The 24,313-nt window shown below is 67.8% G+C and carries 16 protein-coding genes; 12 read left to right on the forward strand and 4 right to left on the reverse strand.

Going from position 1 to position 24,313, the window contains the following annotated elements; genetic code table 11:
- Positions 1–150: 150 nt before the first annotated feature.
- A complete protein-coding gene (locus NHH88_16180; protein ID USX17246.1) occupies positions 151–888 on the reverse strand; it encodes a 4'-phosphopantetheinyl transferase superfamily protein in 738 nt (245 codons plus the stop codon).
- 158 nt (positions 889–1,046) lie between these two features.
- On the opposite strand from NHH88_16180, the gene NHH88_16185 reads away from it, so the two are divergent.
- The 7 genes from NHH88_16185 (at position 1,047) to NHH88_16215 (ending at position 8,380) form a co-directional block, all read left to right on the forward strand.
- Positions 1,047–1,901, forward strand: a complete 855-nt coding sequence (locus tag NHH88_16185) for a MipA/OmpV family protein (GenBank protein USX17247.1) — start codon at positions 1,047–1,049, stop codon at positions 1,899–1,901.
- A 98-nt stretch (positions 1,902–1,999) separates the two neighbouring features.
- On the forward strand, positions 2,000–3,181 hold the full coding sequence (locus NHH88_16190; protein ID USX17248.1) for a fumarylacetoacetate hydrolase family protein: 1,182 nt from the start codon (positions 2,000–2,002) through the stop codon (positions 3,179–3,181).
- 83 nt (positions 3,182–3,264) lie between these two features.
- Positions 3,265–4,077, forward strand: a complete 813-nt coding sequence (locus NHH88_16195; GenBank protein USX17249.1) for a MipA/OmpV family protein — start codon at positions 3,265–3,267, stop codon at positions 4,075–4,077.
- 83 nt (positions 4,078–4,160) lie between these two features.
- Entirely contained in the window at positions 4,161–4,859 is a 699-nt protein-coding gene (locus NHH88_16200) for a response regulator transcription factor (GenBank protein ID USX17250.1), read from the forward strand.
- Positions 4,852–6,189, forward strand: a complete 1,338-nt coding sequence (locus tag NHH88_16205) for a HAMP domain-containing histidine kinase (GenBank protein ID USX17251.1) — start codon at positions 4,852–4,854, stop codon at positions 6,187–6,189. The genes NHH88_16200 and NHH88_16205 overlap by 8 nt, the downstream gene beginning before the upstream one ends.
- A 119-nt stretch (positions 6,190–6,308) precedes the next feature.
- Positions 6,309–7,784: a pilus assembly protein TadG-related protein gene (locus tag NHH88_16210; GenBank protein ID USX17252.1), complete on the forward strand. Its 1,476-nt coding sequence runs from the start codon at positions 6,309–6,311 to the stop codon at positions 7,782–7,784.
- Positions 7,781–8,380, forward strand: coding sequence for a pilus assembly protein (locus NHH88_16215; GenBank protein ID USX17253.1), 600 nt, complete (start codon positions 7,781–7,783; stop codon positions 8,378–8,380). Before NHH88_16210 ends, NHH88_16215 begins: the two co-directional genes overlap by 4 nt.
- Here NHH88_16215 and NHH88_16220 read toward each other — a convergent pair.
- The 3 genes from NHH88_16220 to NHH88_16230 all read right to left on the reverse strand — a co-directional run bounded on the left by NHH88_16220 (position 8,328) and on the right by NHH88_16230 (position 13,277).
- The gene (locus NHH88_16220) at positions 8,328–11,447 is read right to left on the reverse strand and encodes an efflux RND transporter permease subunit (GenBank protein USX17254.1); all 3,120 of its coding nucleotides are present in this window, start codon (positions 11,445–11,447) and stop codon (positions 8,328–8,330) included. The genes NHH88_16215 and NHH88_16220 overlap by 53 nt on opposite strands.
- Complete coding sequence (locus NHH88_16225; GenBank protein USX17255.1) at positions 11,444–12,574, reverse strand: efflux RND transporter periplasmic adaptor subunit; 1,131 nt, start codon at positions 12,572–12,574, stop codon at positions 11,444–11,446. Before NHH88_16225 ends, NHH88_16220 begins: the two co-directional genes overlap by 4 nt.
- Positions 12,575–12,659: 85 nt before the next feature.
- The gene (locus tag NHH88_16230; protein USX17256.1) at positions 12,660–13,277 is read right to left on the reverse strand and encodes a TetR/AcrR family transcriptional regulator; all 618 of its coding nucleotides are present in this window, start codon (positions 13,275–13,277) and stop codon (positions 12,660–12,662) included.
- Positions 13,278–13,390: 113 nt separating this feature from the next.
- Here NHH88_16230 and NHH88_16235 point away from each other — a divergent pair, with 113 nt between their 5' ends.
- The 5 genes from NHH88_16235 to NHH88_16255 all read left to right on the forward strand — a co-directional run bounded on the left by NHH88_16235 (position 13,391) and on the right by NHH88_16255 (position 24,304).
- Complete coding sequence (locus NHH88_16235) at positions 13,391–14,887, forward strand: efflux transporter outer membrane subunit (GenBank protein ID USX17257.1); 1,497 nt, start codon at positions 13,391–13,393, stop codon at positions 14,885–14,887.
- A gap of 122 nt (positions 14,888–15,009) precedes the next feature.
- Positions 15,010–19,278: an ATP-binding protein gene (locus NHH88_16240; protein USX17258.1), complete on the forward strand. Its 4,269-nt coding sequence runs from the start codon at positions 15,010–15,012 to the stop codon at positions 19,276–19,278.
- 84 nt (positions 19,279–19,362) lie between these two features.
- Positions 19,363–21,150 carry a glycoside hydrolase family 9 protein gene (locus NHH88_16245; GenBank protein ID USX17259.1) on the forward strand — a complete coding sequence of 596 codons (1,788 nt, stop codon included), beginning with the start codon at positions 19,363–19,365 and terminating at the stop codon, positions 21,148–21,150.
- A 59-nt stretch (positions 21,151–21,209) separates the two neighbouring features.
- Entirely contained in the window at positions 21,210–23,108 is a 1,899-nt protein-coding gene (locus NHH88_16250) for an alpha/beta hydrolase (GenBank protein USX17260.1), read from the forward strand.
- 299 nt (positions 23,109–23,407) lie between these two features.
- Positions 23,408–24,304, forward strand: coding sequence for a lipid A deacylase LpxR family protein (locus tag NHH88_16255; protein USX17261.1), 897 nt, complete (start codon positions 23,408–23,410; stop codon positions 24,302–24,304).
- The last annotated feature ends 9 nt before the right edge of the window (positions 24,305–24,313 follow it).

Here is a 24,313-nt window from a genome sequence, read left to right on the forward strand (position 1 = left end):
TGGATACTTTTCATCGCGGCGCGCTATGGATGGGGCCGCAATATGCGTTGCGATTGTAAAGTATCCAGGCTGAAACCGCCGCCGCGTTAGGATGTGGTTAACCCGTACGGCCAGCCCGCGTGGCCCGTCCGCGCGCCCAAGCCGGCGTCGCTAAGCGTCGCCGGCATCGCGTCGCCACAGGCACAAAGTGGCGATGTGTGTGGCGTCGAGTATCCGGAAGTGGATCTCGCAGCGGACGCCCGGCCGCAAGCGGGGGGTGAGGTCTTCGCATACGCGGAAGCGCATGCTTTGCGCGGACAAATCGATGTGTTCGAGCTCGATGGCGTCGAAGTTGAAGTAGCGTTGTACTTCGCCGTGCACCGCTTTGAAGAAGCTCTCCTTGGCGGAAAACACCAGGGTCAGGGGGACGTCGGGGCCGAGCGTATCTTCAAATCCGGCCAAGTAGCGCACTTCGCCGTCATTGGCCACGATGCCGCGCACCTCCTGCGCGCCTTGGCCGCCGAGGATGTTCTCGATATCGATGCCCACGCCTTGATACCCCATGGAGACTGGCAGCACCACGGCCGCCGCCATGTCGGCCGCGTGGGTGATGCTGCCGATGAGATCGGCCGGCCACAGCGGTTCGCGCATCCGGCCCGTGCCGATCTGGGGGATGTCCCGGCGCAGCGGCTCCATCGCCGATCTCGCGCACAGGCGGCCGTAGAAGAACTCCCGCTGTCGCTTGGGCACGGCGGCGGCGATGTGGGCGGGACAATCGATGCCGGCCGAACGGAAGTTGTCCGCGTCGATCGGCGCCGGCTGGAATCGGATGCAGGTCACGGGGAGCGTCGTCGCGCCGTCGACTGGCCAGTTCAGCAAATACACATGCTCTTGCAATATGACGCTCATTAAAATTAACCTTGTGCGGTCGGTGCCGCAATCTTACCGGATTACCGGAGGACAGGCACTGCCGGTGGAGGGAAGGGCATGGTATCGTGTTCGTTTTTACCTCACCGCAGAATGTCGAAGGAAGCTTCCATGTATCGAAACCCTCTCGGAGTACAACCATGACGCTGCGCCTTCGGACGAGTGTCGCGCAGGCGGCGCTGTCCATGCTGGCGCTGACGGCGCCGGCGGCGGCCCAGCAACTGGCGCCGACCCCGGACCCGGACCTGCCGTTGTGGGAGGTTGGTCTCTTCGGCGGCGCCGCGTCCACGCCGGCCTATCCCGGCTCCGAAGACCGTTCCACCCGCGCGCTGGTGCTGCCGATGGTGATCTATCGCGGCAAGGTGCTGCGTGCCGACCGTTCCGGGATCGGCGCGCGCCTGATCAACACCGAGCGGGTTGAGCTTGACCTTGGTTTCGCGCTGTCGCTGCCGGCCCGCTCCGACGACGTCGCCGCCCGCGCCGGCATGCCGGATCTGCGTTCGCTGCTGGAATTCGGCCCGCGCCTGAAGGTGCTGCTGGCCGAGCCCACGGCGACCAGCCGCGTGCGTCTCGAGCTGCCGCTGCGGGTGCCGATCGAGCTCAAAAGCGGTTTTAAGCGCCAGGGCCTGGTGTTTGAACCGCGCGTGGTGTTCGAGGCCGGCGACGGAACCGGCAAGTGGCAGGCCGACGCCAATGTCGGCGCGGTGTTCGGCAACGCCCGCCTGCATCAGTATTTCTATGGGGTCGAGCCGCAGTACGCGACGGCGACCCGTCCGGCATACGAAGCGTCGGGCGGCTTGCTGATGACCCGGCTGGGCGTGAGCCTGTCGCGCCGGTTGTCGCCGGACTGGCGCGTGTTCGGTTTCACGCGCTACGACAATTACAGCCACGCGAGCAACCGCGAGAGCCCGCTGTTCCTGCGCAATAGCGGCCTGTCGGTCGGCGCCGGCTTCACATGGACGATACATCGCTCGGCGGCGCGGGCGTGGGAATAAGCGTGGCCGGAGCCTGACTCCGGGGTGGGTTGGGGCGACGACATTTGGGCGACATGGTCTCGCTACGATGGCGTCTCCCTCAACCACCAAAGCAAACCATGTTCCGTAAACGAACCGCATTCCCGGCCGCATGCGCCGTGCTGACCGCGCTGCTGGCGTCGACCGCAGTCCAGGCCCAAACGGCCCAGCCTTCCCAACCTCGCGCGGCCGCCAAGCCGGCCCCCGGCCTGGCGCCAACGGACAAGGCGCACACATTCGCCCAGGTGCGCCATGGCGACAAGACCAGCACCTTGCTGGTGACCGCGCTCGCCGGCGGCACCGTCTCCGCGATCGACCTGAGCGAAATATCCAAACTCCACAGTCCCGACGCTTTCGATGTCATCGGCCGTTTCGACGACGCCGCGCTGGCCGGCCTGGCCGGGCAGTCGCGGCGCGTCCGAACCTATGCCGTCGGCCGCTTGATCGGCGTCGGGCCGCGCGGCGTGGCGCACATCGCTGCGGGCACCAACTATCCAGCGCACGGCGAGGAAGTCGGACATGAGGAAGCCTTCCTGTTCCCCAAAATATCGGCCGCCACCGGGCCGCGCTCGACGATCGTGGCCGACGCCGGCGGCCTGCTGGACTACGAGGTCGAGGTATGCGCCCGTTTCGACCGCGAGCTGCGCTCCGTGGCCGATTTCGACGCGGCGCGCAAAGGCTTGTTCCTGTGCGGGGATTTCAGCGACCGCGCGACCCTGGTCAAAAAAATCAACTTGCGGAATGTGGGGTCGGGCGATGGCTTTCCGGACGCTAAAAGCGGACCTGATCGTTTCCCCGTCGGCGCCTTGCTGGTGGTTCCGCGCGACTGGAAGTCGTTCCTGAAGGACGTCGACATCGCCACCTACGTCAACGGCGAGCGCCGGCAGTACGCGCAAGCCGGCGACATGCTCAAAGACCTGCGCGCCATCGTGGGCGAGACCCTGGACGGCGCGCAAACCCGCACATGGTTGTTCAAGGACGGTCGTATCGCCATGGTTGGCCGGGCCGCGATCGACACCGGCAGCGCGGTGCTGACCGGCACGGGCGACGGCGTCGTATTCAAGAAGCCCGACGCGGCCGTCATGAAAAGCGTGATGCAGGCAAAGGGACGTCCCGAGCAGCTGGCGGCGCTGGACCGTTACGTGAATGACGAGGTCAAGAAACGGATCTACCTGCAACCCGGGGACAAGGTGGTCTACGGCAGCAATTATCTCGGGACGATCGACACCAAGGTGGTCGCGGCCGCAGCGGGAGGCCGGTGAGAACGACATTTCAACGACATGCCCGCCGTAATATTCATCGTAAGGGCGGCGCTGGTGCCGCCCATAACCTGCCAGGTACTTTCATGAAACCTTCTTTATTGTTGTTTGCCGTCCTCTGCGCCGCATCCACCGTCGCGACCGCCCAAAACGCGGGCGCTGCCGGACAGTCATCCCAGTCATCCAACCCGCAGGCGCCGCGCTGGGGCCTCGGCGTCGGCGCGGCGGTATCGGACAGCGTCTACGCCGGCGAGGGCACCCGCGTGACGCCGTTTCCGCTGGTCTCCTACGAGGGCGAGCGCTTCTTTTGGCGTGGCATCTCCGGCGGCGCCCACCTGCTGCGCAGCGGCCCCTTCACGCTCGACGCGACGCTATCGGCCCGCTTCGACGGGATAGACAAGGACGACTTCGGGCGCGCGGAGCTGGCCGCGCGCGGCATCGACCGCTCGCTGCTGGCGGACCGCGACGACGGGGTCGATCTCGGCCTGGCGGGCGGCTGGCGCGGCGCGGCGGGGCAGTTGGAACTCGGCGTCAAGGGTGACATCACCAGCGCCAGCAAAGGTTACGAGGCCAGCCTGAAGTATGGCTATCCGATGCAGTGGGGGCGGACCAGGATCACACCCAACGTCGGCGTGTCTCACCTGTCGAAGAAGTTGGCGAACTACTATTACGGCACGCTGCCGGAGGAAGTGGAGCGCGGCGTAGTCGATTACCGCCCCGGCAGCGCCACCGTTGGGCGCATCGGCATCGACATGGTACGGCCGTTCGCCGAACGCTGGGTCTTCATCGGCAACGTATCGTATAAGCGCCTGCCCGGCAAACTGGCCGACAGCCCGTTGGTCGAGAAGGACACCGACGGCGTGGTGTCGGCCTTTATCGGCGTCTCGCGCGGCTTCTGATCGCCCGCCGCGACCGCTGACTGTAGAATGAAAGGCGGCGCCGGCCCGGTGGCAGCCGGGCCGGTTCCGTGAAAAAGAAGATTATGATCGATCAGAAACTGAGCGTGCTTATCATCGAGGACAACGCCTCGCTGGCGGCGAACATCTACGAGTACCTGGAGGCCTGCGGCCACACGGCCGATGCCGCGCCGGACGGCGAGTCGGGGCTGGGCCTGCTGGCGCTGCACCGCTACGACGCGGTGGTGTTGGACTGGATGATGCCGCGCCTCGACGGCATGGCCATGCTGAAGCGCCTGCGCACCGGATTGAAGTCGCGGGTGCCGGTCATCGTCATCACGGCCAAGGACCAGCTGGAAAACAAGCTCCAGGGATTCATGACCGGAGCGGACGATTACGTGGTCAAGCCCGTGGCGTTGGCCGAACTCGAAATACGGCTGCGGGTGCTCGTGCAGCGCACCCGCCTGGCGCAGGAGGAGACGAAAGTGCTGGAAGTGGCCGACCTGCGCTTCGACCTCGGTACGCTGGCGGTGACGCGGGCGGGCAAGCCGTTGGCGATGACGCCGGTGCGGCGCCAGTTGCTGGAATACCTGATGCGCAAGTCGCCCAACCTGGTGCGCCGCGAGGAACTCGAGCAGGTGATCTGGAACGACCGCGTCCCGGACAGCGACGTGCTGCGCTCCCACATGCACATGCTGCGCAAGGCGGTCGATGGCGACGCCGTGCAAAAGCTCATCAAAACCGTCGCGGGCACCGGCTATCGCCTCTGCATGTCCGATGACTGAGCCCGATGTCAGGCGGACGCGCAGCCTGCCGTATAAAATCAGCGCGCTGTTCATCCTGTTCGGCATCGTCCTGGCGCTGGCGCTGACCATCCAGGGTAATCTGAGCCAGCGCCTGATCGTCCATCCGATCTGGAGGGAGCTGCTGGAGGCGGGCACGGCGCGATACCTGGCCGATACGGCGCCGGCGTCCGCGCCGAGCCAGGCCCTGCCTGCCAACGGCCGCGTGCGCGGTTGGCGGATACGGGCCGGGGAGGCGCCGCCCGGCATGCCGGCGTACTTCGCCACGCTCGCCCCCGGTTTTTACGACGAGTCCCGCACCGACGACTTCGACAGCGACAAGAGCTACGCGGTGCTGGTGACGCCGGTGGGCGCCGAGCGCGTGGTGATGGCGGTCGATATCAGCGATCTCGAGGATTTGCAAAACAGGGGTTCGGTGATCAGCCTGCTGATCGCGGCGTTGAGCGCGCTGATGATAGGCGGCTCGATCGTATGGCTGTACCGCTGCATGCAAGGGCCGATGCAGTCGCTGGCCCAGCGGATGGACGGACTTGATCCGGAACAACCCGGCCAGCGCCTGCCGACGGCGTTCGCGTTGAGCGAGTTGAACGATATCGCCGTCATCGTCAACCGCCATCTGGACCGCGTCGAGCGGTTCATCGAACGCGAGCGCAGCCTGCTCGACCAGGCCAGCCACGAATTCCGCACGCCGATCGCCGTCATCGCCGGCGCGGTTGACGTGCTGAAGCTGCATGACCTGCCGCCGGCGGCCAAGGCGCCGCTCGACCGCATCCAGGCCACGACCGAGGACTTGACGCAGATTATGGCGGCGTTGCTATTCCTGTCGCGCGAGCCGAACGGCGCGGCGCTGTCCGAAACGACCCGGCTCGACCGCCTGGTCGCCGCGCTGGTGGACGACCATGCCCATCTGGTGGCGCGCAAGAGCGCGCGTTTCGTGGTGGAGGTGTTGCAGCCCTTGTCGTTGAACTGTCCCGAAGCGATCGCCCGCATCGTGGTCGGCAATCTGTTGCGCAACGCGGCGGAGAACACCTACGACGGCGCTATCGCCGTGCGGCTGGCCGATGGGCGCCTGAGCATACACGACAGCGGCGCCGGCTTCGACACCGTCGCGGCCGCGCGCCGCTACACCCAGGGCTTGCGCGAGTCGACCAAGCATGGCGGCGGGCAGGGGCTGGGGTTGTTCCTGATCCGCCGCGTGTGCGAGCGGTTCGGATGGCGCTTGCACATCAGTTCGGACCCGGCGCGCGGCACCTTGGCCGAGATGGATTTTTCCGCCGTGGACGCGGCCCAGCCGCCCGGGCCCAAGCGCTGACGCGACGTCGTCGCGTTGGCCTGGTCCGGTGGCCGGTTTGTTGTTCTGCGTCAACTATCCGGTTTAATTGCCCCGCTACAATAATGTCTCCACCATGTATCGCGGCCGGAGGCAAATGTATGAAGCAGGGCGTCAACCTCGGGATGGGCCAGGGCAGGCAGCGCGGCGCCATCGCCATCGTGTTCGGCCTGATGCTTGCCTGCCTGATCGGCTTCGTCGGCGTCGCGCTCGATTTGGGGCGGGTGTACAACCGCCGGGCCGACCTGCAGGCGGTGGCGAACGTGGCGGCGCTGACGGCGGCGCGCCAGCTCAACGGCACTGCGGCCGGCATCAATGGCGCCACCACCCAGGCGTTGATCGCGATGAACGCACTCAAGTACCAATACAACCAGCTGCCCGTTGCCTGGGACCAGCGGGCGCTGTCGTTCAGCGCCTCGCCCAACGGCGGCTGGGTCGATGTCGACACGGCCCGCGCGGCCCCCGACGGCCTGACCTACGCGCGCGTCGCCACCGGCGATCTCGACGCGTCGATGGGCAACATCGAGCTGTTCTTCATGCGCGTGCTGTCCGATGCGCTGTCTTCGATGGACGTCGCGGTGACGGCGGTGGCGGGGCGCTCGGGCATCGACGTCGCGCCGCTGGCGGTGTGTGCGCTGTCCAATATCGCGGCCGCCCCGCGCGCCAATCCGCTGCCGACCGCCAACGTCGAATTGGTGCAATACGGTTTCCGGCGCGGCGTCGCTTACGACCTGATGCAGCTCAATCCCGGCGGCACCGGCGCCGAGAATTTCGTCATCGACCCGTTTTCGCCGCCCGGCGTCGCCGGCGCGCTGGCCAATATCGCGCCCGGCGTGGTCGGCCCCTACGTCTGCACCGGGCAACTGGGCATGCCCCGCGTGACGGGCGGCGCCCTGACGGTCGGCCGGCCGTTCCCGCTGGCGTCGCTGTTCAACCAGTTCAATTCCAGGTTCGACCAGTACACCGGCGCGCTGTGCACGTATTCCACCGCGCCGCCCGACACCAACATCCGGCAGTACGCGTTCGGCGCCGCCGGCAGCGGCACGCCATGGATGAGCGTGGCCCCAGCCGGGCAGGTGGCGCAATCGACGACGATCGACGGCAAGCTCTGGACCGTCGCCGATCCCTTGTCGCAGCCGCCGGGCACCACCGGCCCGATGTACGGGCCGCTGTGGGCCTACGCCCGGGCCGTGCAGTACAGCGCTTATGTGGCGGGCGCCGCCGAGCCGGCCGCCGGCTACACGCCGTTCGCCACCAGCGCCTGGAGCTCGCTGTACGGGCCGGGGGCGCCCGGCGCCACCGGGTACCCGTCGGGCAGCTCGACGCCCTACCGGGCCACCAGCGGCGCCAACTTCCAGGCGCCGCCTTTGGCGCGCAAGGGAGCGGCCGGGCGCCGCGTGCTGAATGTGGCCTTGCTGTCCTGTCCGGTGCCGGCCGGCGCGCTGGCGACGGCCACGGTGCTTGGCATTGGCAAGTTTTTGATGACAGTGCCGGCCACCGCCACCAGCGTTCGCGCCGAGTTCGGCGGACTGGTGGCCGAGCAATCGTTGGGCGGCGCGGTGGAGCTTTATCCATGAGGCGCGCGGACCAACACGGCGCCCGGCGCCGGCGCGCCGCTGCCGGCACCGTAACCGCCGAGTTCGCCCTCGTGATCACGCTGTTCCTGGCGGTCGTCTGCGGCGTGGTCGAGATAGCGCGCCTGTTGTACATATTTAATACACTGCAGGTGGTCACGCACCGGGCGGCGGCGGCGGCCGCGAACGCCGACTTCAGCGACGGGGCCGCGATGAGCGGCGTGCGCCAGCGCGCCATCTTTCGCGCTTCGGCCGGCACGCTGACCCTGGGCGCGCCGGTGACGGACGCCCACATCCGCATCGACTATCTGGCGCTGTCGGACGCCGGCGGCGGCGCGATGAACGAGATCCCGACCGGGTCGCTGCCGTCGTGCCCGGCCAACAACCGCGTCACCTGCATGCGGAACCCCTACGACTCGAGCTGCATCAAGATGGTGCGGGCGCGCATCTGCGACCCGGCCGACACCGGCCAATGCGTCCGGGTCGCGTATCAGCCGATGTTTTCCTTCATCGCCATACCGCTCAGCTTGCCGACGGCGCCGGCCGTCATGACGGCCGAGACGCTGGGAGCGCCGCCGGGGCAGGCGCCGTGTCCCTGAGCGGCGGCTGCTGGTCCGGCCGGATCTTGAACCAGATCGAATACATCGCCGGCAGGAACACCAGGGTCAGGACCGTGCCGGCGAACGTGCCGCCGATCAGGGTGTAGGCCAGCGTGCCCCAGAACACCGAATGGGTCAGCGGGATGAAGGCCAGGATCGCCGCCAGCGCGGTCAGCACCACCGGCCGCGCGCGCTGCACGGTGGCTTCGACCACCGCCTGGAACGGCGCCAATCCCGCCTGTTCGTTGTGGTGGATCTGCCCGATCAGGATCAGGGTGTTGCGCATCAGGATGCCCGACAGCGCGATCAGCCCGACCAGCGCGTTGATGCCGAACGGCTGCGCGAACAGCAGCAGGGTCGGCACCACGCCGATCAGGCCCAGCGGGCTGGTCAGGAAGACCATCACCATCGCCGAGATCGAGCGCACCTGGAAGATCAGAATCAGCAAGGTGACGGCCAGCATGATGGGGAACAGCGGCAACATCGCTTGCATTGCCTTGCCCGATTCCTCGATGGAGCCGGCCTCGTCCAAGCGGTAGCCGGCCGGCAACTTGTCCTTGATGGGCTTCAACTGCGCGGTCATCGCGGCCGATACATCAGGCGGCTGCAAACCCTCGGCGATATCGCCGCGCACGGTGATGGTCGGCACGCGGTCGCGCCGGCGCATGACCGGTTCCTCGGCGCGCACGTCGACCGTGCCCACCTGCGACAGCGGCACGCGCTGGCCGTTGGCGCCGGTCAGGGTGAAGTCGGCGATCCGGGCCGGATCGAGCCGCGCATCGCCGGCCGAGCGCGCCACCACCTGCACCGTGCGGATGTCTTCGCGCACGGCCGTCAGCGGCACGCCGCTGAGCAGGAACTGCAGCTGCTGCGCCACGGCGCTCGAACTCAGCCCGACGGCCTGCAAACGGTCCTGCTGCAACGTGAAGTGCAGGGTCGGCGCGCGCGTGCCCCAGTCGTTGTTCACGGTGCGCATCATCGGACTGGCGTTCATGACTTGCTGTACCTCGGCCGCGATGGCGCGCAGCTTGTCCGGGTCCGGCCCGCTGAGACGGTAGGCGACCGGGAACGGCGAGTACGGTCCGAACACGAGCTGGGTGACGCGCACGCGCGCCTCGGGGGCGATGCCGTCGGCGACGGCCTGGCGCAGGCGGTGCTTGAGCGCCTCGCGTTCCTCCTGGTTGTCGGTGCGCACGACGATCTTGGCGAACGATGGATCGGGCAGTTCCGGTCCCATCGCCAGATAGAAGCGCGGCGCGCCCTGGCCGATGTAGGCGGTGACGATCTTCGCCTCCGCTTGCTTGGCCAGCCAGGCCTCGACCTTGGCGGTGCTGGCGCCGGTCTGGGCGATGGAAGAACCATACGGCATCTGCACCTCGACCAGCACCTCGGGACGGTCGGAGATCGGGAAGAACTGCTTCTTGACGACGGCCATGCCCGCAATGGACAGCGCGAACAGGCCGATCACCGCGCCCGCGACCAGCCACTTGCGGGCGATCACGCGCGCCAGCACCTGGCGGAAGCGGTTGTAGCGCGGCGTGTCGTACAGCGCCTCGTGGCCGCCTTCGACCTGTTTGAGTTCCGGCAGCAGCTTGACGCCGAGGTAGGGCGTGAACACCACTGCCACCACCCACGAGGCGATCAGCGCGATGCCGACGATCCAGAACATATTGCTGGTGTACTCGCCGGCGGTGGAGCGGGCAAAGCCGTTGGGCATGAAGCCGACCGCCGTCACCAGGGTGCCCGAGAGCATGGGCGCGGCCGTGTGGCTCCAGGCGTAGGCCGAGGCGGCGATGCGGCTATAGCCTTCCTCCATTTTGACGACCATCATTTCGATGGCGATGATGGCGTCGTCCACCAGCAGGCCCAGCCCCAGGATCAGCGAGCCCAGGGTGATGCGGTCGAAGTTCTTGCCGGTCGCGGCCATGACGATGAACACCACCGCCAAGGTCAGCGGCACGGCCGCCGCGACGACAATGCCCACGCGCCAGCCCATGCTGATGAAGCACACCACCATCACCACCAGCAGCGCGACGAAGAACTTGACCATGAATTCGTCGACCGCCGAGCTGATATTGACGGCCTGGTCGGTGACCTTGGTCAGCGTCATGCCCAGCGGCATGTCGGCGTTGATGGCGCCGACTTCCTGGTCGAGCGCCTTGCCCAGGTCGAGGCCGTTCCAGCCGTCGCGCATGATGATGCCCAGCAGCAGGGCCGGCTCGCCGCCGTTGCGGATCAGGAAGGTGGCCGGGTCCTCGTAGCCGCGCTTGACGGTGGCGATGTCAGACAGCTTCAGGGTGCGGCCCTGCGCCACGACCGGCGTGTCGCGGATCTTTTGCAGTTCGTCGAAGGCGCCGTCGAGGCGCAGGAACACGGACGGACCCTTGGTTTCCACCGAGCCGGCCGGCGTGAGCACGTTCTGCGCGTTCAGCGCGGCGAACACCTCCTGCGGGCTGACGCCAAGGGTCGCCAGGCGCTCGTGCGAGAACTCGACGAAGATGCGTTCCGGCTGCTCGCCGACGATGTTGACCTTTTTGACGCCGGGCACGTGCAGCAGACGCTGGCGCAAGGTCTCGGCGTCGCGCACCAGCAGGCGTTGCGGTTCGCCCTTGGCCTTCAAGGCGAACAGGGCGAAGGTGACGTCGGCGTACTCATCGTTGACCATCGGTCCGATCACGCCGGACGGCAGGTTGCCGGCCTCGTCGCCGACTTTCTTGCGGGCCTGGTAGAACTGCTCTTGCACCTCTCCCGGCGGCGTGCTGTCGAGCAGGGTCAGGGTGGTGAACGCCAGTCCCGGCCGGGTATAGGTCTCGCTGCGGTCGTACCAGCGCAGCTCCTGCAGCCGCTTCTCAAGCTTCTCGGCGACCTGGTCCTGCATTTCCTTCGCGGTCGCACCTGGCCAGGCGGTGACGACGGTCATCACCTTGACGGTAAAGGCGGGATCTTCCGCCCGTCCCAGTTTAAAGAAGGAAACGACGCCCGCCAAAGTGATCAGGCAGATCAGGAAAAGGGTGACGGAGCGCTCGCGCACGGCAAGCGCCGACAGATTGAAACGACCCTCGCTCATGGCCGCGCTCCCGCTGTCGGGGCTGCCGTGGCCGCTGCGGCCGGCTGGGCCGCCAGGCGCACTTGCTCGCCTTCACGCAGCATATGCGCACCCAGCGCGACCACCCGCTCGCCTTGCTTGAGCTGGCCCGCGACACGCGCGGTGTCGTCGCTGATGCGCTGGACCGTCACCGGCCGCCAGCCCACCTTCGCCGGTTCGCCCTGGATGACCCAAACGCCCGGCCCCTTGCCCTGATCGAACAGGGCGCCGATCGGCACCGACCAGCCGGCCTGGGCGGCCGCGTCGCCATCCGGTATCCGGATGGCGACCGTGGTGCCCAGCGGCGCATCGGACAACGCGCCGTCGAGCACATAGTGGGCCTCGAAAGTGCGGGTCTGGCGGTCGGCGGCGTTGGAGAGCTGCCGCAACCTGGCCGTGACGGTACCGCCTTGGTTGCCGAACAGCGTGGCCTTGCCGGTCGAGCCCAGCGCCGGGCGCAGGGTTTCCGGCAGCTGGATAACGGCCTCGCGCTGGCCGGCGCGGGCCACGCGCACGACGACCTGGCCAGCGCTGACGACCTGGCCCGGCTCGGCCAGCGTTTCCATGACCACGCCGTCGGCGTCGGCCACCAGTTCGCCGTAGCGGCTGGCGTTACGGGCGACCTCGGCCTGGGATTCGGCCGCGCTCAGCTGGGCCTTGGCGGCATCGGCCGCCGCCTTGACCTGGTCGTAGGCCGACGCCGAGATCGCGCCGGTGCCGCGCAGGTCGCGGTAGCGCGCCTCCTCGTCGGCCGCCTGGCGCGCGCGGGCGCGGGCGGCAGCGACCGTCTCCAGTTGGGCGTTGGCCGCCAGTTTCAGGTCGACCGGGTCGATCCGCATCAGCGTCTGGCCGCGCTTGACGCTTTGTCCGGCGTCGACCAGCCGCTCCAGCACCTTGCCGCCGACCCGGAAGCCCAGGTCGCTTTGCACGCGGGCGGCGACGGTGCCGGTGAATGTGCGCGAGGTGGCCGCGTCGGCACCCTCGACGGTGGCCGCGCGCACCAGCGGTGCGCCGGTGCGTGGGTCCGGGGGCGTCTTGTCGCCGCAGGCGGCGAGCGCGAGCGGCAAGACGGCAAGGACGGAGGTGAGAGCGTAACGATGGCCGAGCATGGGAATCCCGTTGAGAACTGAACAGGACACTATTCTGTAACTAGTGACTAAATTTGTCAACAGTCACTTTCCCAAAACCACGTTTTTATGGGGACAGGCTGCGCAGCACCAGACTGGAAAGGAGGGCCGGCGCCTCGGCGGTGTGATCGAGGCTGTGCTGTAAAAGCAAGGGATTGAGATACGGGCGCATCACCAGATGGATCGCCGCCGCCGTCTCGTCGAGCGGCGTCTTGCGCTCGAAATCCTCGCTCTCGCGGCCCTGGCGCAGCACGTCCTGCAGCAGCAGGCGGATGCGCTCCTCGTAGGCGCGCGCGGCCGGCCACTGCCCCGTCGCGGCCGAGGCGGCGATGTCGTACAGCTTGCGGTCCTCGAAGAACAGGCGCAGGCTCGATTCGACGGCGGCCTTGAACAGGCGCCGCAGCTTCTCCGGCGGGCGGTCGGCGCCGTCGACGGCGGTCCTGATGTCGCCTTCGATCTCGCGCAGGCAGTCGGCGCAGATCTGCTCGCCGATGGCTTGCTTGGATTCGAAGAACTTGTAGATATAAGCCTTGGAAAAACCGATGGCCTTGGCCAGGTCGGAGACGGTGGTTTTTTCGTAGCCGTACAGGCGGAAATGCTCGGTCGCGGCGGCGACGATCTGGTCGCGCACGTCGTGATCGGCGGGGCCTCGCGCGGAGGCGGGTGGGGAGCTCGGTGTGGTCATTGGTGTTGGTTTACCTGTTTAGCCTACTTGGTGTTCCAAGATTACAGGGATTGTACAGCGAGTGACGATTTAGTGATATAGTCACCAAATCGTCACTTACCATGGAAAATCCCATGCCGCTTATTAAACGCTCTCTCCTGATACTCGTCGCCGCCGGTCTGGCGGGTTGCGCCGTCGGACCGGACTACAGCCGGCCCGCCACCCCTTTGCCCGAGCGCTACCTCGGACAAGCCGCCATCGAGCAGCGCCAGGCCGCCGCCGACGCCGACCTCGTCGCCTGGTGGGAAGGGTTCGGCGATGCGCAGCTGTCCCGCTACGTGACGTTGGCGCTGGCGCAAAACCTGGACCTGGCGCAGGCGGCGGCGCGCGTGGCCCAGGCGCGGGCCGGACTGGGCGCGGCCAATGCCGCGCTGCTGCCGTCGGGCAGCGTCAACGCCCAGGGCGCGCGCGCCTACCAGTCGGTGGAGACGCCGCTGGGGCAGGTGTTGAATGCGCAGCCGGGTTTCGACCGCTACGGCAATGCCTACGAAGCCAATCTCGGCGTCGGCTGGGAGCTGGACGCCTTCGGCGGCCTGCGCCGGGGGCGCGAGGCGGCGCTGGCCGACTACCAGGCGTCGGAGGCGGGCGCGGTTGCGACCCGGCTGGCGGTGGCGGCGCATACCGCCGACATCTACATCGGCATCCGCGGCCTGCAAGCCCGCCTCGACATCGCGCGCGGACAGGTAAAGACGCAGCAGGAGTTGCTGTCGACGCTCAATCTGCTATATGGCAAGGGACTGGCGGCGGAACTGCAGGTGCGCCAGGTCGAGGGCGCGCTGGCCCAGGTGCGGGCTTCGGTGCCTGAGCTCGAGGCGGGACTGGACGCGGCCACGAACGCGCTCGACGTGATGCTGGGCACGGCGCCCGGCACCCACCGGGACGCGCTGGCGAAGCCCGGCGCAGGGGCGGCGATACCGGTGGCCCCAAGCCTTGCCGGCACCGGCGCGCCGGGCGACCTGCTGCGGCGCCGGCCCGACCTGATCGTGGCCGAGCGCCGGCTGGCGGCGTCGAACGCCCGCATCGGCGTGGCGATCGCCGAGTACTACCCCAAGCTGTCGTTTAGCGGCCTGATCGGCAGCGCTACGTCTGTGTCCGGCGGCAACCTGTTCTCCGGCGGCGCCAGCCAGGCGGCTGGTGTGCTGGGCCTGCGCTGGCGCTTGTTCGACTTCGGCCGCATCAATGCCGAGATCGACCTGGCCAAGGGCCGCGAGGCCGAGTCGCTTGCCGCCTACCGGCTCGCCGTGCTGCGCGCCGCCGAGGAGGTGGAAAACGCCTTCTCGGCGCTGGTCAAGCGCGAGGACCAGGCCGGCATCCTCGGCGAGGGCGTCGAAGCGCTCGGGCGGGCCCGGGGCGCGTCGTTCGCGGCTTATCAGAAAGGCGTGGTCAGCCTGATCGAAGTATTGCAAGCGGATCAGAACCTGTTGCGCGCCACCGACGCGCGGGCGCAGGCGCAAACCGAGTCCGCGCGGGCGGCGGTGGCGGCCTTCAAGGCGCTGGGCGGCGGCTGGCAAGCGGGGCAGGCCGGGTCGGCGGGGGCCGTGGCGCTGGCCGGCGGGCGTTTTTCGCGGTAATTGCCTAATAGTATATTGTGGAGATCGCCCATCACAATTAAGATTGTGAGATTGAAAACAAAAGTCGTTGCGGCACGCTGGCGTCATCGATCGCTCGCCGAAATGCGGAAAGTTAGCCGTTCATGTCCCAACCCCGCATGTTCCCACCCCGCTATCGATGGGCCGCGGGCCACGCTGTGCGGCGCGCCGCCGCCGCGTGGCTGACTGCGGGGCTGATGACCTGGTTGCTGGCGGGCGCCCCGGCCGCCGCCCAGCAGTTGCCACTGCGTAACTACGGCCAGTTGGACGGCCTGTCCAATCTGGTCGTCATGGCGCTGGCCCAGGACCGCGCCGGCTATCTGTGGGTCGGCACCGAGAACGGCTTGTTCCGCTTCGACGGCAATCGGTTCCAGCGCATCGACCACGGGCTCGACGACGCTTTGATCAACGCGCTGCATGTGGATGCCGGCGGACGGCTGTGGGTGGGCACGGAGCATGGATTGTTCGTGCTCGACCGACAGCGGCTGCTCCCGGTGTCGGGGGCGGACGGCGGCGCGCTGGGGATGGCGACCGGCCAGCGGTTCGCATCGGTGGACGCCGACGAGTTGCTGGTGCTGGACGAAGGCCAACTGCGGCGGGTGCGGCAGGACGGCAAGGGCGGCTGGCAGGCCACGCCGTTCTACAGCGCGGCGCAAATCGCCGCCACGCCCGGCCTGGCCGACATCGCCGGCATCCTGCGCGACCCCGACGGCACCTTGTGGCTGGGCTGCGGGCAGGCGCTGTGCCGCCAGCGGGGCGGGGCGCTGACGGTGCTCGGCGCCGCCCAGGGCCTGCCGGAGCTGCGCTGGTTCGCGCTGCGGCGCGACGCCGAAGGCAAACTCTGGGTGGGAGATTCGAACCGGCTGATGGTGCTCTCGGCGGACGAACAACACTTTAGCGAGCGCACCCCGGAGAACTTCGGCATGCCGAAAAAAGGCTGGCCGACGCCGCTGTTGCTGGACGGCGACGGCCGCATGCTCAGCATCACCGACAACGGCGTGTTCCGCATCGGCGCCAAGGGCACGGAGCGTTACGGGGCGGAGCACGGCCTGCGCGTCGGCACCGACCTGCATGCGCTGCTGCTCGACCGGCACGGCGACTTGTGGATCGGCGTGCCGGGAAACGGCCTGGTGCAGTGGCAAGGCTATCGCCGCTGGGAGAATTGGTCCATGGCCCAGGGCTTGCCGCATGACGACGTTTGGGCGCTGTTGCGCACGCGCGACGGCGTATTGCACCTCGGTACCGGCGGCGGACTGGTGTCGCAACGCGGCAACCGTTTCGTGCCGTCGCGCGGCGATCTGGCCCAGCCCCAGCGCTGGACCGCGTTGGCCGAGGACAGGCACGGCGACGTCTGGGCGGGAGGCCAGGGCCGCGTGGTGCGCCGCGACCGCAACGGCGGCGACGGCCATATCGTGGCGCGTCTGCCCATCAGCGATATCTTCCAATTGTTGTTCGACGCCGACGGCCGCTTGTGGATCAGCACCCGGCGCGGCCTGTACGTGATCGACGATCCCTACGGGGAACCGGTGGCGCGGCAGGTCGAAGCGGCCGCCGAATTATTGGGCGGACAAGCCGCCTTTACCAGCGCCTGCCGCGACGCCGGCGGCCGCCTGTGGTTCGCCAGCGACAAGGGATTGCTGCGCCTCGGCATCGACGGCAAGTGGTCGCGGCCGTTGTCGTCGCGGGCCGACGACTTCTTCCATCTCGTCGCCTGTGACGGCGATACGCTGTGGTTGGGCGACGACGCGCATTTGTGGCGCGCCAACGCGGCCGAATCGCTGCCGCAAAAGCGCCAGCTCGAGCACGCCGTGCTGGACGGCAGGAGGCTGCAATCGCTGCTGGTGGACCGGCGCCACTGGCTGTGGCTGGGCACCGACGCCGGGCTGATGGTGTGGAACGGGCGGCGCTGGCGCCTGTTCAACCAGCAAAGCGGCATGGTGTGGAACGACAGCAACCAGAACGCGCTCATGGAGGATCGCGACGGCGCGATCTGGGTGGGCACCAGCAACGGCGCGGCCCACCTGCTGCGGCCCGAGGAGCTGTTCGGACCGCACACCATTCCGCTGCAGCTGGCGTCCATGCGCTATGGCGGCAGTGCGCTGACGGGCGCGGGCGCGGTGGCGCCGTGGAGCGGCGCCGCGCTGGACGTGCAACTGGCGGCGCCGGTGTTCCAGAACCACGAATCGCTGGCCTACCGCTACCGCCTGCTCGGCCAGGAGGAGCAATGGACGACCAGCAAAAACGGCGAGCTGCGCTACGCGGCGCTGGCGCCCGGCAAGTACCGCCTGCAAGTGGTGGCCGACCACGGCGCGCTGCAGACCAGCTCGGCCATGCTCGACCTGCCGCTGACCATCAGCCCGCCGTGGTGGCGCACGCTGTGGGCGTATGCCGGCGCCGCGCTGCTGGTCGTCGGCGCGCTGTTCTATGCCTACCGGCTGCGGATCTGGAAGCTGGCGGCGCAGCGCGACGCGCTCGAGCGGGAGGTGGCGGCGCGCACGGCCGAGGTGCTGCGGCAAAAAGCGCTGGCCGACCAGCAGCGCCGCGAGGCGCAATCGGCCCGGGCCAGGGCGGAGGAGGCGACCCAGGCCAAGTCGATGTTCCTGGCCAATATGAGTCACGAGATCCGCACGCCGATGAACGCGGTGATCGGCTTGTCGCACCTGGTGCTGGCCGGCGAACTGCCGGCCGGGCAGCGCGACTACATTCAGAAGATCCACAACGCCGGCAACTCGCTGCTGGGCATCATCAACGACATCCTGGATTTCTCCAAGATCGAGGCGGGCAAGCTCGACATCGCCTACGCCGACTTCGACCTCGACGACACGCTGGCGCACGTCGCCGTCATCAGCGCCGGCGGCATCGGCGACAAGGCGCTGGAATGCCATTTCGACGTGGCCGCCGAGGTGCCGCGCGGCCTGCGCGGCGACGCCCAGCGCCTGGGGCAGGTGCTGATCAACCTGCTCAACAACGCGCTCAAGTTCACCTTGCGCGGCGAGGTGGGGCTGGACGTGCGCATGCTCGAGCAGCAGGCCGGGAGGGTGCGGTTGGAGTTCAGCGTGCGCGACACCGGCATCGGCATGTCGGAAGAACAGATGGGACGGTTGTTCCAGGCGTTCACCCAGGCCGACAATTCCGCCAGCCGCCGCTTTGGCGGCACCGGGCTGGGCCTGAGTATCTGCCAGAACCTGGTCGGCTTGATGGGCGGCACCATCCGCGTCGAGAGCGAATTCGGCGTCGGCAGCCGTTTCATCGTCGAGCTCTGGCTGGAGCGCGCCGCTGCCGCGACGGCGCCGCATCCGGCGCCCGGCCAGCGCGCCTGCATCCCGCAATTCAAGGGCACGCGGGTGTTGCTGGTCGAGGACAACGACATCAACCAGGAGATCGCCGTGGGCTTGCTGGGCGCCTGCGGGATCGAGGTCGACCTCGCGGTCAACGGCCGCGAGGCCATCGATCTGCTGCAGGCGGCCGGCATGGAGCGGTATTACCAGCTGGTCTTCATGGACTTGCACATGCCGGAGCTCGACGGCCACGCCGCCACCATGCGCTTGCGCGGGGACGCGCGCTTCGACGCGCTGCCGATCATCGCCATGACGGCCAACGCCATGCCGGAGCAACGCCAGCGCTGCATGGAGGAGGGATTCAACGACCATCTCAGCAAACCGCTGATACCGGCCGAACTGCACCGCATGCTGCACCAGTACCTGCCCGCCGCCACGGCGGGCCGGCCGGGCGGCGGCGCGGCGGGCGCGCCGGCGGTGGCGCTGCCCGACAGCCTGCCGGGCCTGGACATGGCGTGCGCCCGGCGCGGTGTCGACGGCGACGAGGCGCTGCTGCTCAAGGTGCTGCGCCTGTTCCGCAGGGACGAGCGCGATTGCGCCGGCAGGATACGCGCGGCCGTCGCGCGCGGCGACTATCACGCCGCCGGGCGACATGCGCATTCGCTGCGCGGCGTGGCTGCGGGCCTTGGTGCGGCGCCCATCGCACTGTTGGCCGAGGAGCTGGAGCAGGCGGCGCGCGGCGCCCCGGCCACGCTGTCGACCATCGGGCCGGCGCTCGAGTCGCTCGACGCCGCGCTGGCGCTGCTATGCGACGGGCTGGACGCATTTTTGCCGGCGGAGGAGACCGTCGCCGCCGGCCCCGCGCGCACGCGCACGCACGGGGACTGGCTGGACGACTTGCGGCGGTTGACCGAACTGATGCGCGACGGCGACAGCGGCGCCATCGCCTTGTTCGCCGCGTGCGCGCCGCAATTCAAAACCGACTTCGGCGTTTGGGACGGCGAAGCGATACAGCGCGGCCTGGACGACCTGGATTTCGAAGGCGCGCACGCGGCCTTGCAATGGGTCATCTACAAGCACGAGCTGGTTTTGTGAGCGGGCCGGCCGCCCGCGTTTGACTTTTACCGCAAAGCGCGAGACTATAATGTGAAAACGTTTTCATAATATAGAGGAGCATCGTTGAAACCAGCACCAATCCGCCGTAGAGGCGCAGGAAAAATCACCGCGATGGCGGCCTTGTTGCCGCTGTTGGCCGCCGTGGGCCATGGCCACGCCGCGCCCGCCGCGCTTGCGGGCGACCGTGAAATCAAACTCGACCAGGTCGGCTACCTGCCCGGATCGGCCAAAGTGGCCGTGGTCCCGAACGTGGACGGCGCCGCCTTCACTGTCGTCAAGGCCGGCAGCGACACCGTCGTGATGCGCGGCACCTTAGGGGCGGCGGCGGCCTACGCGCCGGCGGCCGAAACCGTCCGCTTGGCCAACTTCAGCGATCTGGCGGCGCCGGGGCGCTACCAGCTGCGCGTGGCGGGACTGCCCGATTCGGCGCCGTTCACGGTCGGGGCGGACGCCTATCAGGCGCTCAACGCCGCCGCGATCAAGGCCTACTACTTGAACCGCGCAGGCATCGCCTTGCCCGAGAAACATGCCGGGATCTTCGCCCGGAAGGCGGGGCATCCGGACACCAACGTGCTGATCCACGAATCGGCAGCCAGCGCCGCGCGCCCGGCCGGCACCGTCATTTCCAGCCCCAAGGGCTGGTACGACGCCGGCGACTACAACAAATACATCGTCAACTCGGGCGTCACCATGTACACCTTGCTGGCCGCCTACGAGGACGCCCCGGCGTTCTACAAGGCGCAGAATCTCAACATCCCCGAGAGCGGCAACGGCATTCCCGACCTCCTCAACGAGGTGTTGTGGAACCTGGACTGGATGCTCACCATGCAGGACCCCGCCGATGGCGGCGTCTACCACAAGCTGACCGACAAGTCCTTCGATGGCATGGTGATGCCGGACCAGGCCAAACAGCAGCGCTACGTGGTGCAAAAGACCACCGCCGCAGCGCTCGACTTCGCCGCCGTGATGGCGACTGCGAGTCGCGTGCTCAAGCCGTATGACGGCAAGTTGAACGGGATCTCGGCGCGCGCGCTGGCCGCGTCCAAGGCCGCCTGGCAGTGGGCGCAGAAAAATCCCGCCGTTTATTATGTCCAGCCCAAGGACATCCGCACCGGCGAGTACGGCGACAAGAACGTGAGCGACGAGTTCGGCTGGGCGGCGGCCGAACTGTATATCAGCACCGGCGACGACGCCTATTACAAGGCGATGGGGGCGCCCGCGCTGAAGGCGACCATTCCGTCGTGGAGCGATGTGGGCGGGCTGGCCTGGATGTCGCTGGCGCGCCACCGCAAGCAGCTGACGCCGGCCGCCGACCAGGCGCTGATCGCCGCCCGGATAGACGGCCTGGCCGGCGATCTGGCCAAGGTGTGGAAGGACTCGGCCTACGGCATCACCATGCAGGCCGGCGACTATGTCTGGGGTAGCAGCGCCGTGGTGTTGAACCAGTCGATGATGCTGCTGCAAGGCTACCGGCTGAACGGCAAGCGCGAGTATCTGCATGCGGCCCAGTCCGGGCTGGACTATGTGCTCGGTCGCAACGCGGTCGGCACTTCCTTTGTCACCGGCTATGGAGCGCGGTCAGCGCTGCACCCGCACCATCGGCCGTCGGCGGCTGACGGCATCGCGGCGCCGGTCCCCGGCTTCCTGGTCGGCGGGCCGCAGCCTGGCCAGCAGGACAAGGGCGATTGCCCTGTGCCGTATCCGTCGGCGGCGGCGGCCAAGTCCTGGTTGGACCACGACTGCTCCTACGCCAGCAATGAAATCGCCATCAACTGGAACGCGCCGCTGGTGTACGTGTCCGGGGCGATCCAGGCGCTGACGCCGGCGCCGGAGGGGTTGTCAAAAAAGTAAGCGCCGCAACGCATAGTTGTGTATAAAGACACTTCGCTCAGCCAACGTCGTGTCAGTCTATGAATCACCGTCGCATTCGCACCATCCTGTGGGCGGCCGTTCTGGGTTTTTGCCTGGGCGGCTGTTCCCTGGTCAAGCTCAAGGATAACTCCAGCGCGTTTTACTCGTCCACCGTGCTTGCCGGCTACGTCACCAGCGCGGTTCCATGGGACAAACCGGTGGTGGTCGCCGCCTATGCCCGCCACGGCAGCGATGGCCGGCCCGACATCGTTCACCACGCGGTATTGCATGAAGCCGGCGGTTATGAGCTGATCGTGCCCAAGGGCGATTACGCCGTTTTCGCGTTCGGCGACGCCAACGGTAACCTGGCCTTGGACGCGGGCGAACCGTTCGGCGCCTACACGACGGAGCCGGTGCGGGCCAGCGGCGCCGGCGCGCTGATCAATCTGGATTTCGCCATATCGAACCTGGCGCCGCCGCGAGAGCGCGCGGTGCCGCTTGGCACGTCCGTCGCCGGACGCCCGGCGCACAGCACCCAGGGCGGCGCCATCGCCAGCCTGGACGATCCCCTGTTTTCGGCGGAATCCGGGCGGCGGGGCTATTGGGCGCCGGTCGAGTTCTTCAAGGAGGTGGGCGGCAACATCTACTTTCTGGACGAGTATGATCCGGCCAAGACGCCGATTTTATTCGTCCATGGCGCGGCGGGGTCGCCGCAGGACTGGCGCTATTTTGTCGAGCATCTGGACCGTAGCCGCTACCAGCCGTGGATTTTTTACTATCCGTCCGGGGCTTCGCTCGATTCGATGTCCTATCTGCTGTACTGGAAGCTGGGCAATCTGCAGCGGCGCTACCACTTCAACCGGCTCTACCTGACCGCGCACAGCATGGGCGGCCTGGTCGCTCGGTCCTTTCTGGCCACCTACGGCGATCAATTTCCCTCCATTAAGCTGTTCGTCAGCCTGTCCTCGCCGTGGGGCGGGGACCCGGCGGCCGACCAGGGCGTGGCTTACTCGCCAGCCGTCATCCCGTCGTGGCGCGATGTGCGGTCCGGCGGCCGCTTCGTGCACAAGCTGTTCGACAAGCCCTTGCCGCGCGACCTGGACTATTACCTGTTCTTCGGCCATGGCGGCCGTTACAGCCTGCTGCGCCAGGCCAGCAGCGATGGCGTCATCACGCTCGACAGCCAGCTGCGCCCGGCGGCCCAGGCCGAGGCCAGGCGGGTGTTCGGCTACGGCGCCGACCACGTCGGCATATTGTCGTCGCCGGCGGCCTTCGCGCAGTATGCTGCGCTGCTCGGGGAGGCCGACCGCAAAGGCGGCGAGTCCCGCGCCGCGCGGGAGGGCCGCTTGCGCCTGGGTTTTTCCTACGCGCCGGGAAGCGGGGCTGCGGCGGCCCAACCCGTGTTGGTGCTCACGCCCGAGCAAGCGGGCGGCGAGCCGATCGTCGTGCCGATCAGCGCGCTCGACAACGGCCGCGAACTTGGGCCGTTCCCGGCCGGCGCCTATCGCGCGGGCCTCGTCGCGCGCGCCTTCCGCAGTAAGCCCGCGAGCGTGCCGGTCACCATCGGCGCCGGCGCGACCGCCGACCTGGCTTTTCTGCTCGCGCCGCAGGGAACCTTGTCCGGTTACATCGGCGCCGACGTGACCTCTGCGGACAATCCGGCCGGCAGTTTTCGCGAGGGGCGCCGCGACATCGGCATCGAGTCGATCGTGCTGACCGACGGCAAGGACCGGCGCGAGATCCGGCCCGCCGGGGACTCCCGGGACCGGTCCTTCGACGCCTATCTGGCGGGCGAGGATTATGCCTTCGGTTCCTTCTTTTCCTTCGTCGGCCTGAACGAAGGCGACTATGAGTTGACGATCAAGGTGAGCGGATTTCAGCCGTACCGGCAAACCTATTCCGTAGCGCCGGGGAAGTACGGTTACCTGACCCCGATCGATTTGGATCCATTGCGGTGAGAGTCGCCGGACGGTTCAGCCCTTGCCGGCCAGGCGGGCACGGCATGCCGGTGGGCTTCTTGAACACGGCGCTGAAGTGCGCCTGGGTGCGCTGCCGCACATAAGTGGAAGATCCATCGCGCGCGCCCGGGGGCGCACGATTGATCGTCGTGCGATTTCGATTATGATGGGCTTCGTTGCCAGTGTGTCATGCCCGCATAATGAAAATACGCCCAAGCCCACTCCAGTTCGCCAGTCTGCTTCTCTGTTCGATGTTTTCCTGCGCGCCAGCGAGCGCGGAGGAAGGCCGCCTATCCCTCATGGTGCAAAACGACGTGTTTGTCGGCAGCGACGGCGGCGGCTACACCAGCGGCATCACCTTGTCGCATCTGCGCAGCGTGTCGCCCGGCGAGTCGTCGATCGCGCCGCTGCCGGTGCTCGGGACGGTGGCGCCGTGGCTCGGCGTCGGCCCCGCCGCGTTGACCCGGTTTTCGCTCAACCAGATCCTGGTGACGCCGCGTGACATCACCCGCAAGGAGCCCGATCCGCTCGACGCCCCCTATGTCGGCGCATTGTGGTTTGGCGCGGGGCAAGTGTCGGTCGACAACAACGTGGCGGACATGTTCGGCCTGCGTCTTGGCGTCATCGGCCCCGCCGCTGGAGGGCGCCGCTCGCAAACGCTGATCCACCGCCTGATCGGCTCCGATCGTCCGGAAGGCTGGGATTCGCAGGGACCCACGCGTCTGTTGCTGGGGGTGGAGCGTTACCGGGCATGGCGCCTGGCCTCGGCCGGTGCCGACGATGGCCGGCCGCGCGCCGACGCGATCATATCGGCCGGCGCCACCGCCGGCAACCTGCAATCGTCGATCGGCGCCAGCTTGCTGCTGCGCTACGGCACTGGACTCCAACGCAACTTCCCCAGCGCCATCCACCAAGAAATACGCGGCGGCGATCCGGTGTTCCTGGGCAATGGCTGGTTCGTGTATGCCGGCCTGGTCGGCGACAGGGTGTTTTCGCACGCGGGGATCGGCCGCAACCACTATCCGGAAAACAATATCGCCGAATTGCGTCGCAATCAGACCGTGGCGCTGGCGGGCATCGCCTACGGTTTCAAGAGCGCATCCGTATCGTTCTCGTTGCAGAACGCCAGCCCGCTGATCACGTCCAGCTCCAAGCGCGAGCCCTACGGTTCGTTGACCTTGACGATTCCGTTGTGACGGCGCCTC

It is taken from the genome of Oxalobacteraceae bacterium OTU3CAMAD1 (assembly GCA_024123915.1).
GTDB lineage: Bacteria > Pseudomonadota > Gammaproteobacteria > Burkholderiales > Burkholderiaceae_D > Rugamonas.

Coding starts and splice junctions, on each gene's coding strand:
- NHH88_16255 (USX17261.1), top strand. CDS start 23,408: ATGGTGCAAAACGACGTGTTTGTCGGCAGCGACGGCGGCGGCTACACC.
- NHH88_16190 (USX17248.1), top strand. CDS start 2,000: ATGTTCCGTAAACGAACCGCATTCCCGGCCGCATGCGCCGTGCTGACC.
- NHH88_16225 (USX17255.1), bottom strand. CDS start 12,574: ATGCTCGGCCATCGTTACGCTCTCACCTCCGTCCTTGCCGTCTTGCCG.
- NHH88_16195 (USX17249.1), top strand. CDS start 3,265: ATGAAACCTTCTTTATTGTTGTTTGCCGTCCTCTGCGCCGCATCCACC.
- NHH88_16250 (USX17260.1), top strand. CDS start 21,210: ATGAATCACCGTCGCATTCGCACCATCCTGTGGGCGGCCGTTCTGGGT.
- NHH88_16235 (USX17257.1), top strand. CDS start 13,391: ATGCCGCTTATTAAACGCTCTCTCCTGATACTCGTCGCCGCCGGTCTG.
- NHH88_16205 (USX17251.1), top strand. CDS start 4,852: ATGACTGAGCCCGATGTCAGGCGGACGCGCAGCCTGCCGTATAAAATC.
- NHH88_16230 (USX17256.1), bottom strand. CDS start 13,277: ATGACCACACCGAGCTCCCCACCCGCCTCCGCGCGAGGCCCCGCCGAT.
- NHH88_16200 (USX17250.1), top strand. CDS start 4,161: ATGATCGATCAGAAACTGAGCGTGCTTATCATCGAGGACAACGCCTCG.
- NHH88_16180 (USX17246.1), bottom strand. CDS start 888: ATGAGCGTCATATTGCAAGAGCATGTGTATTTGCTGAACTGGCCAGTC.
- NHH88_16240 (USX17258.1), top strand. CDS start 15,010: ATGTCCCAACCCCGCATGTTCCCACCCCGCTATCGATGGGCCGCGGGC.
- NHH88_16210 (USX17252.1), top strand. CDS start 6,309: ATGAAGCAGGGCGTCAACCTCGGGATGGGCCAGGGCAGGCAGCGCGGC.
- NHH88_16220 (USX17254.1), bottom strand. CDS start 11,447: ATGAGCGAGGGTCGTTTCAATCTGTCGGCGCTTGCCGTGCGCGAGCGC.
- NHH88_16215 (USX17253.1), top strand. CDS start 7,781: ATGAGGCGCGCGGACCAACACGGCGCCCGGCGCCGGCGCGCCGCTGCC.
- NHH88_16185 (USX17247.1), top strand. CDS start 1,047: ATGACGCTGCGCCTTCGGACGAGTGTCGCGCAGGCGGCGCTGTCCATG.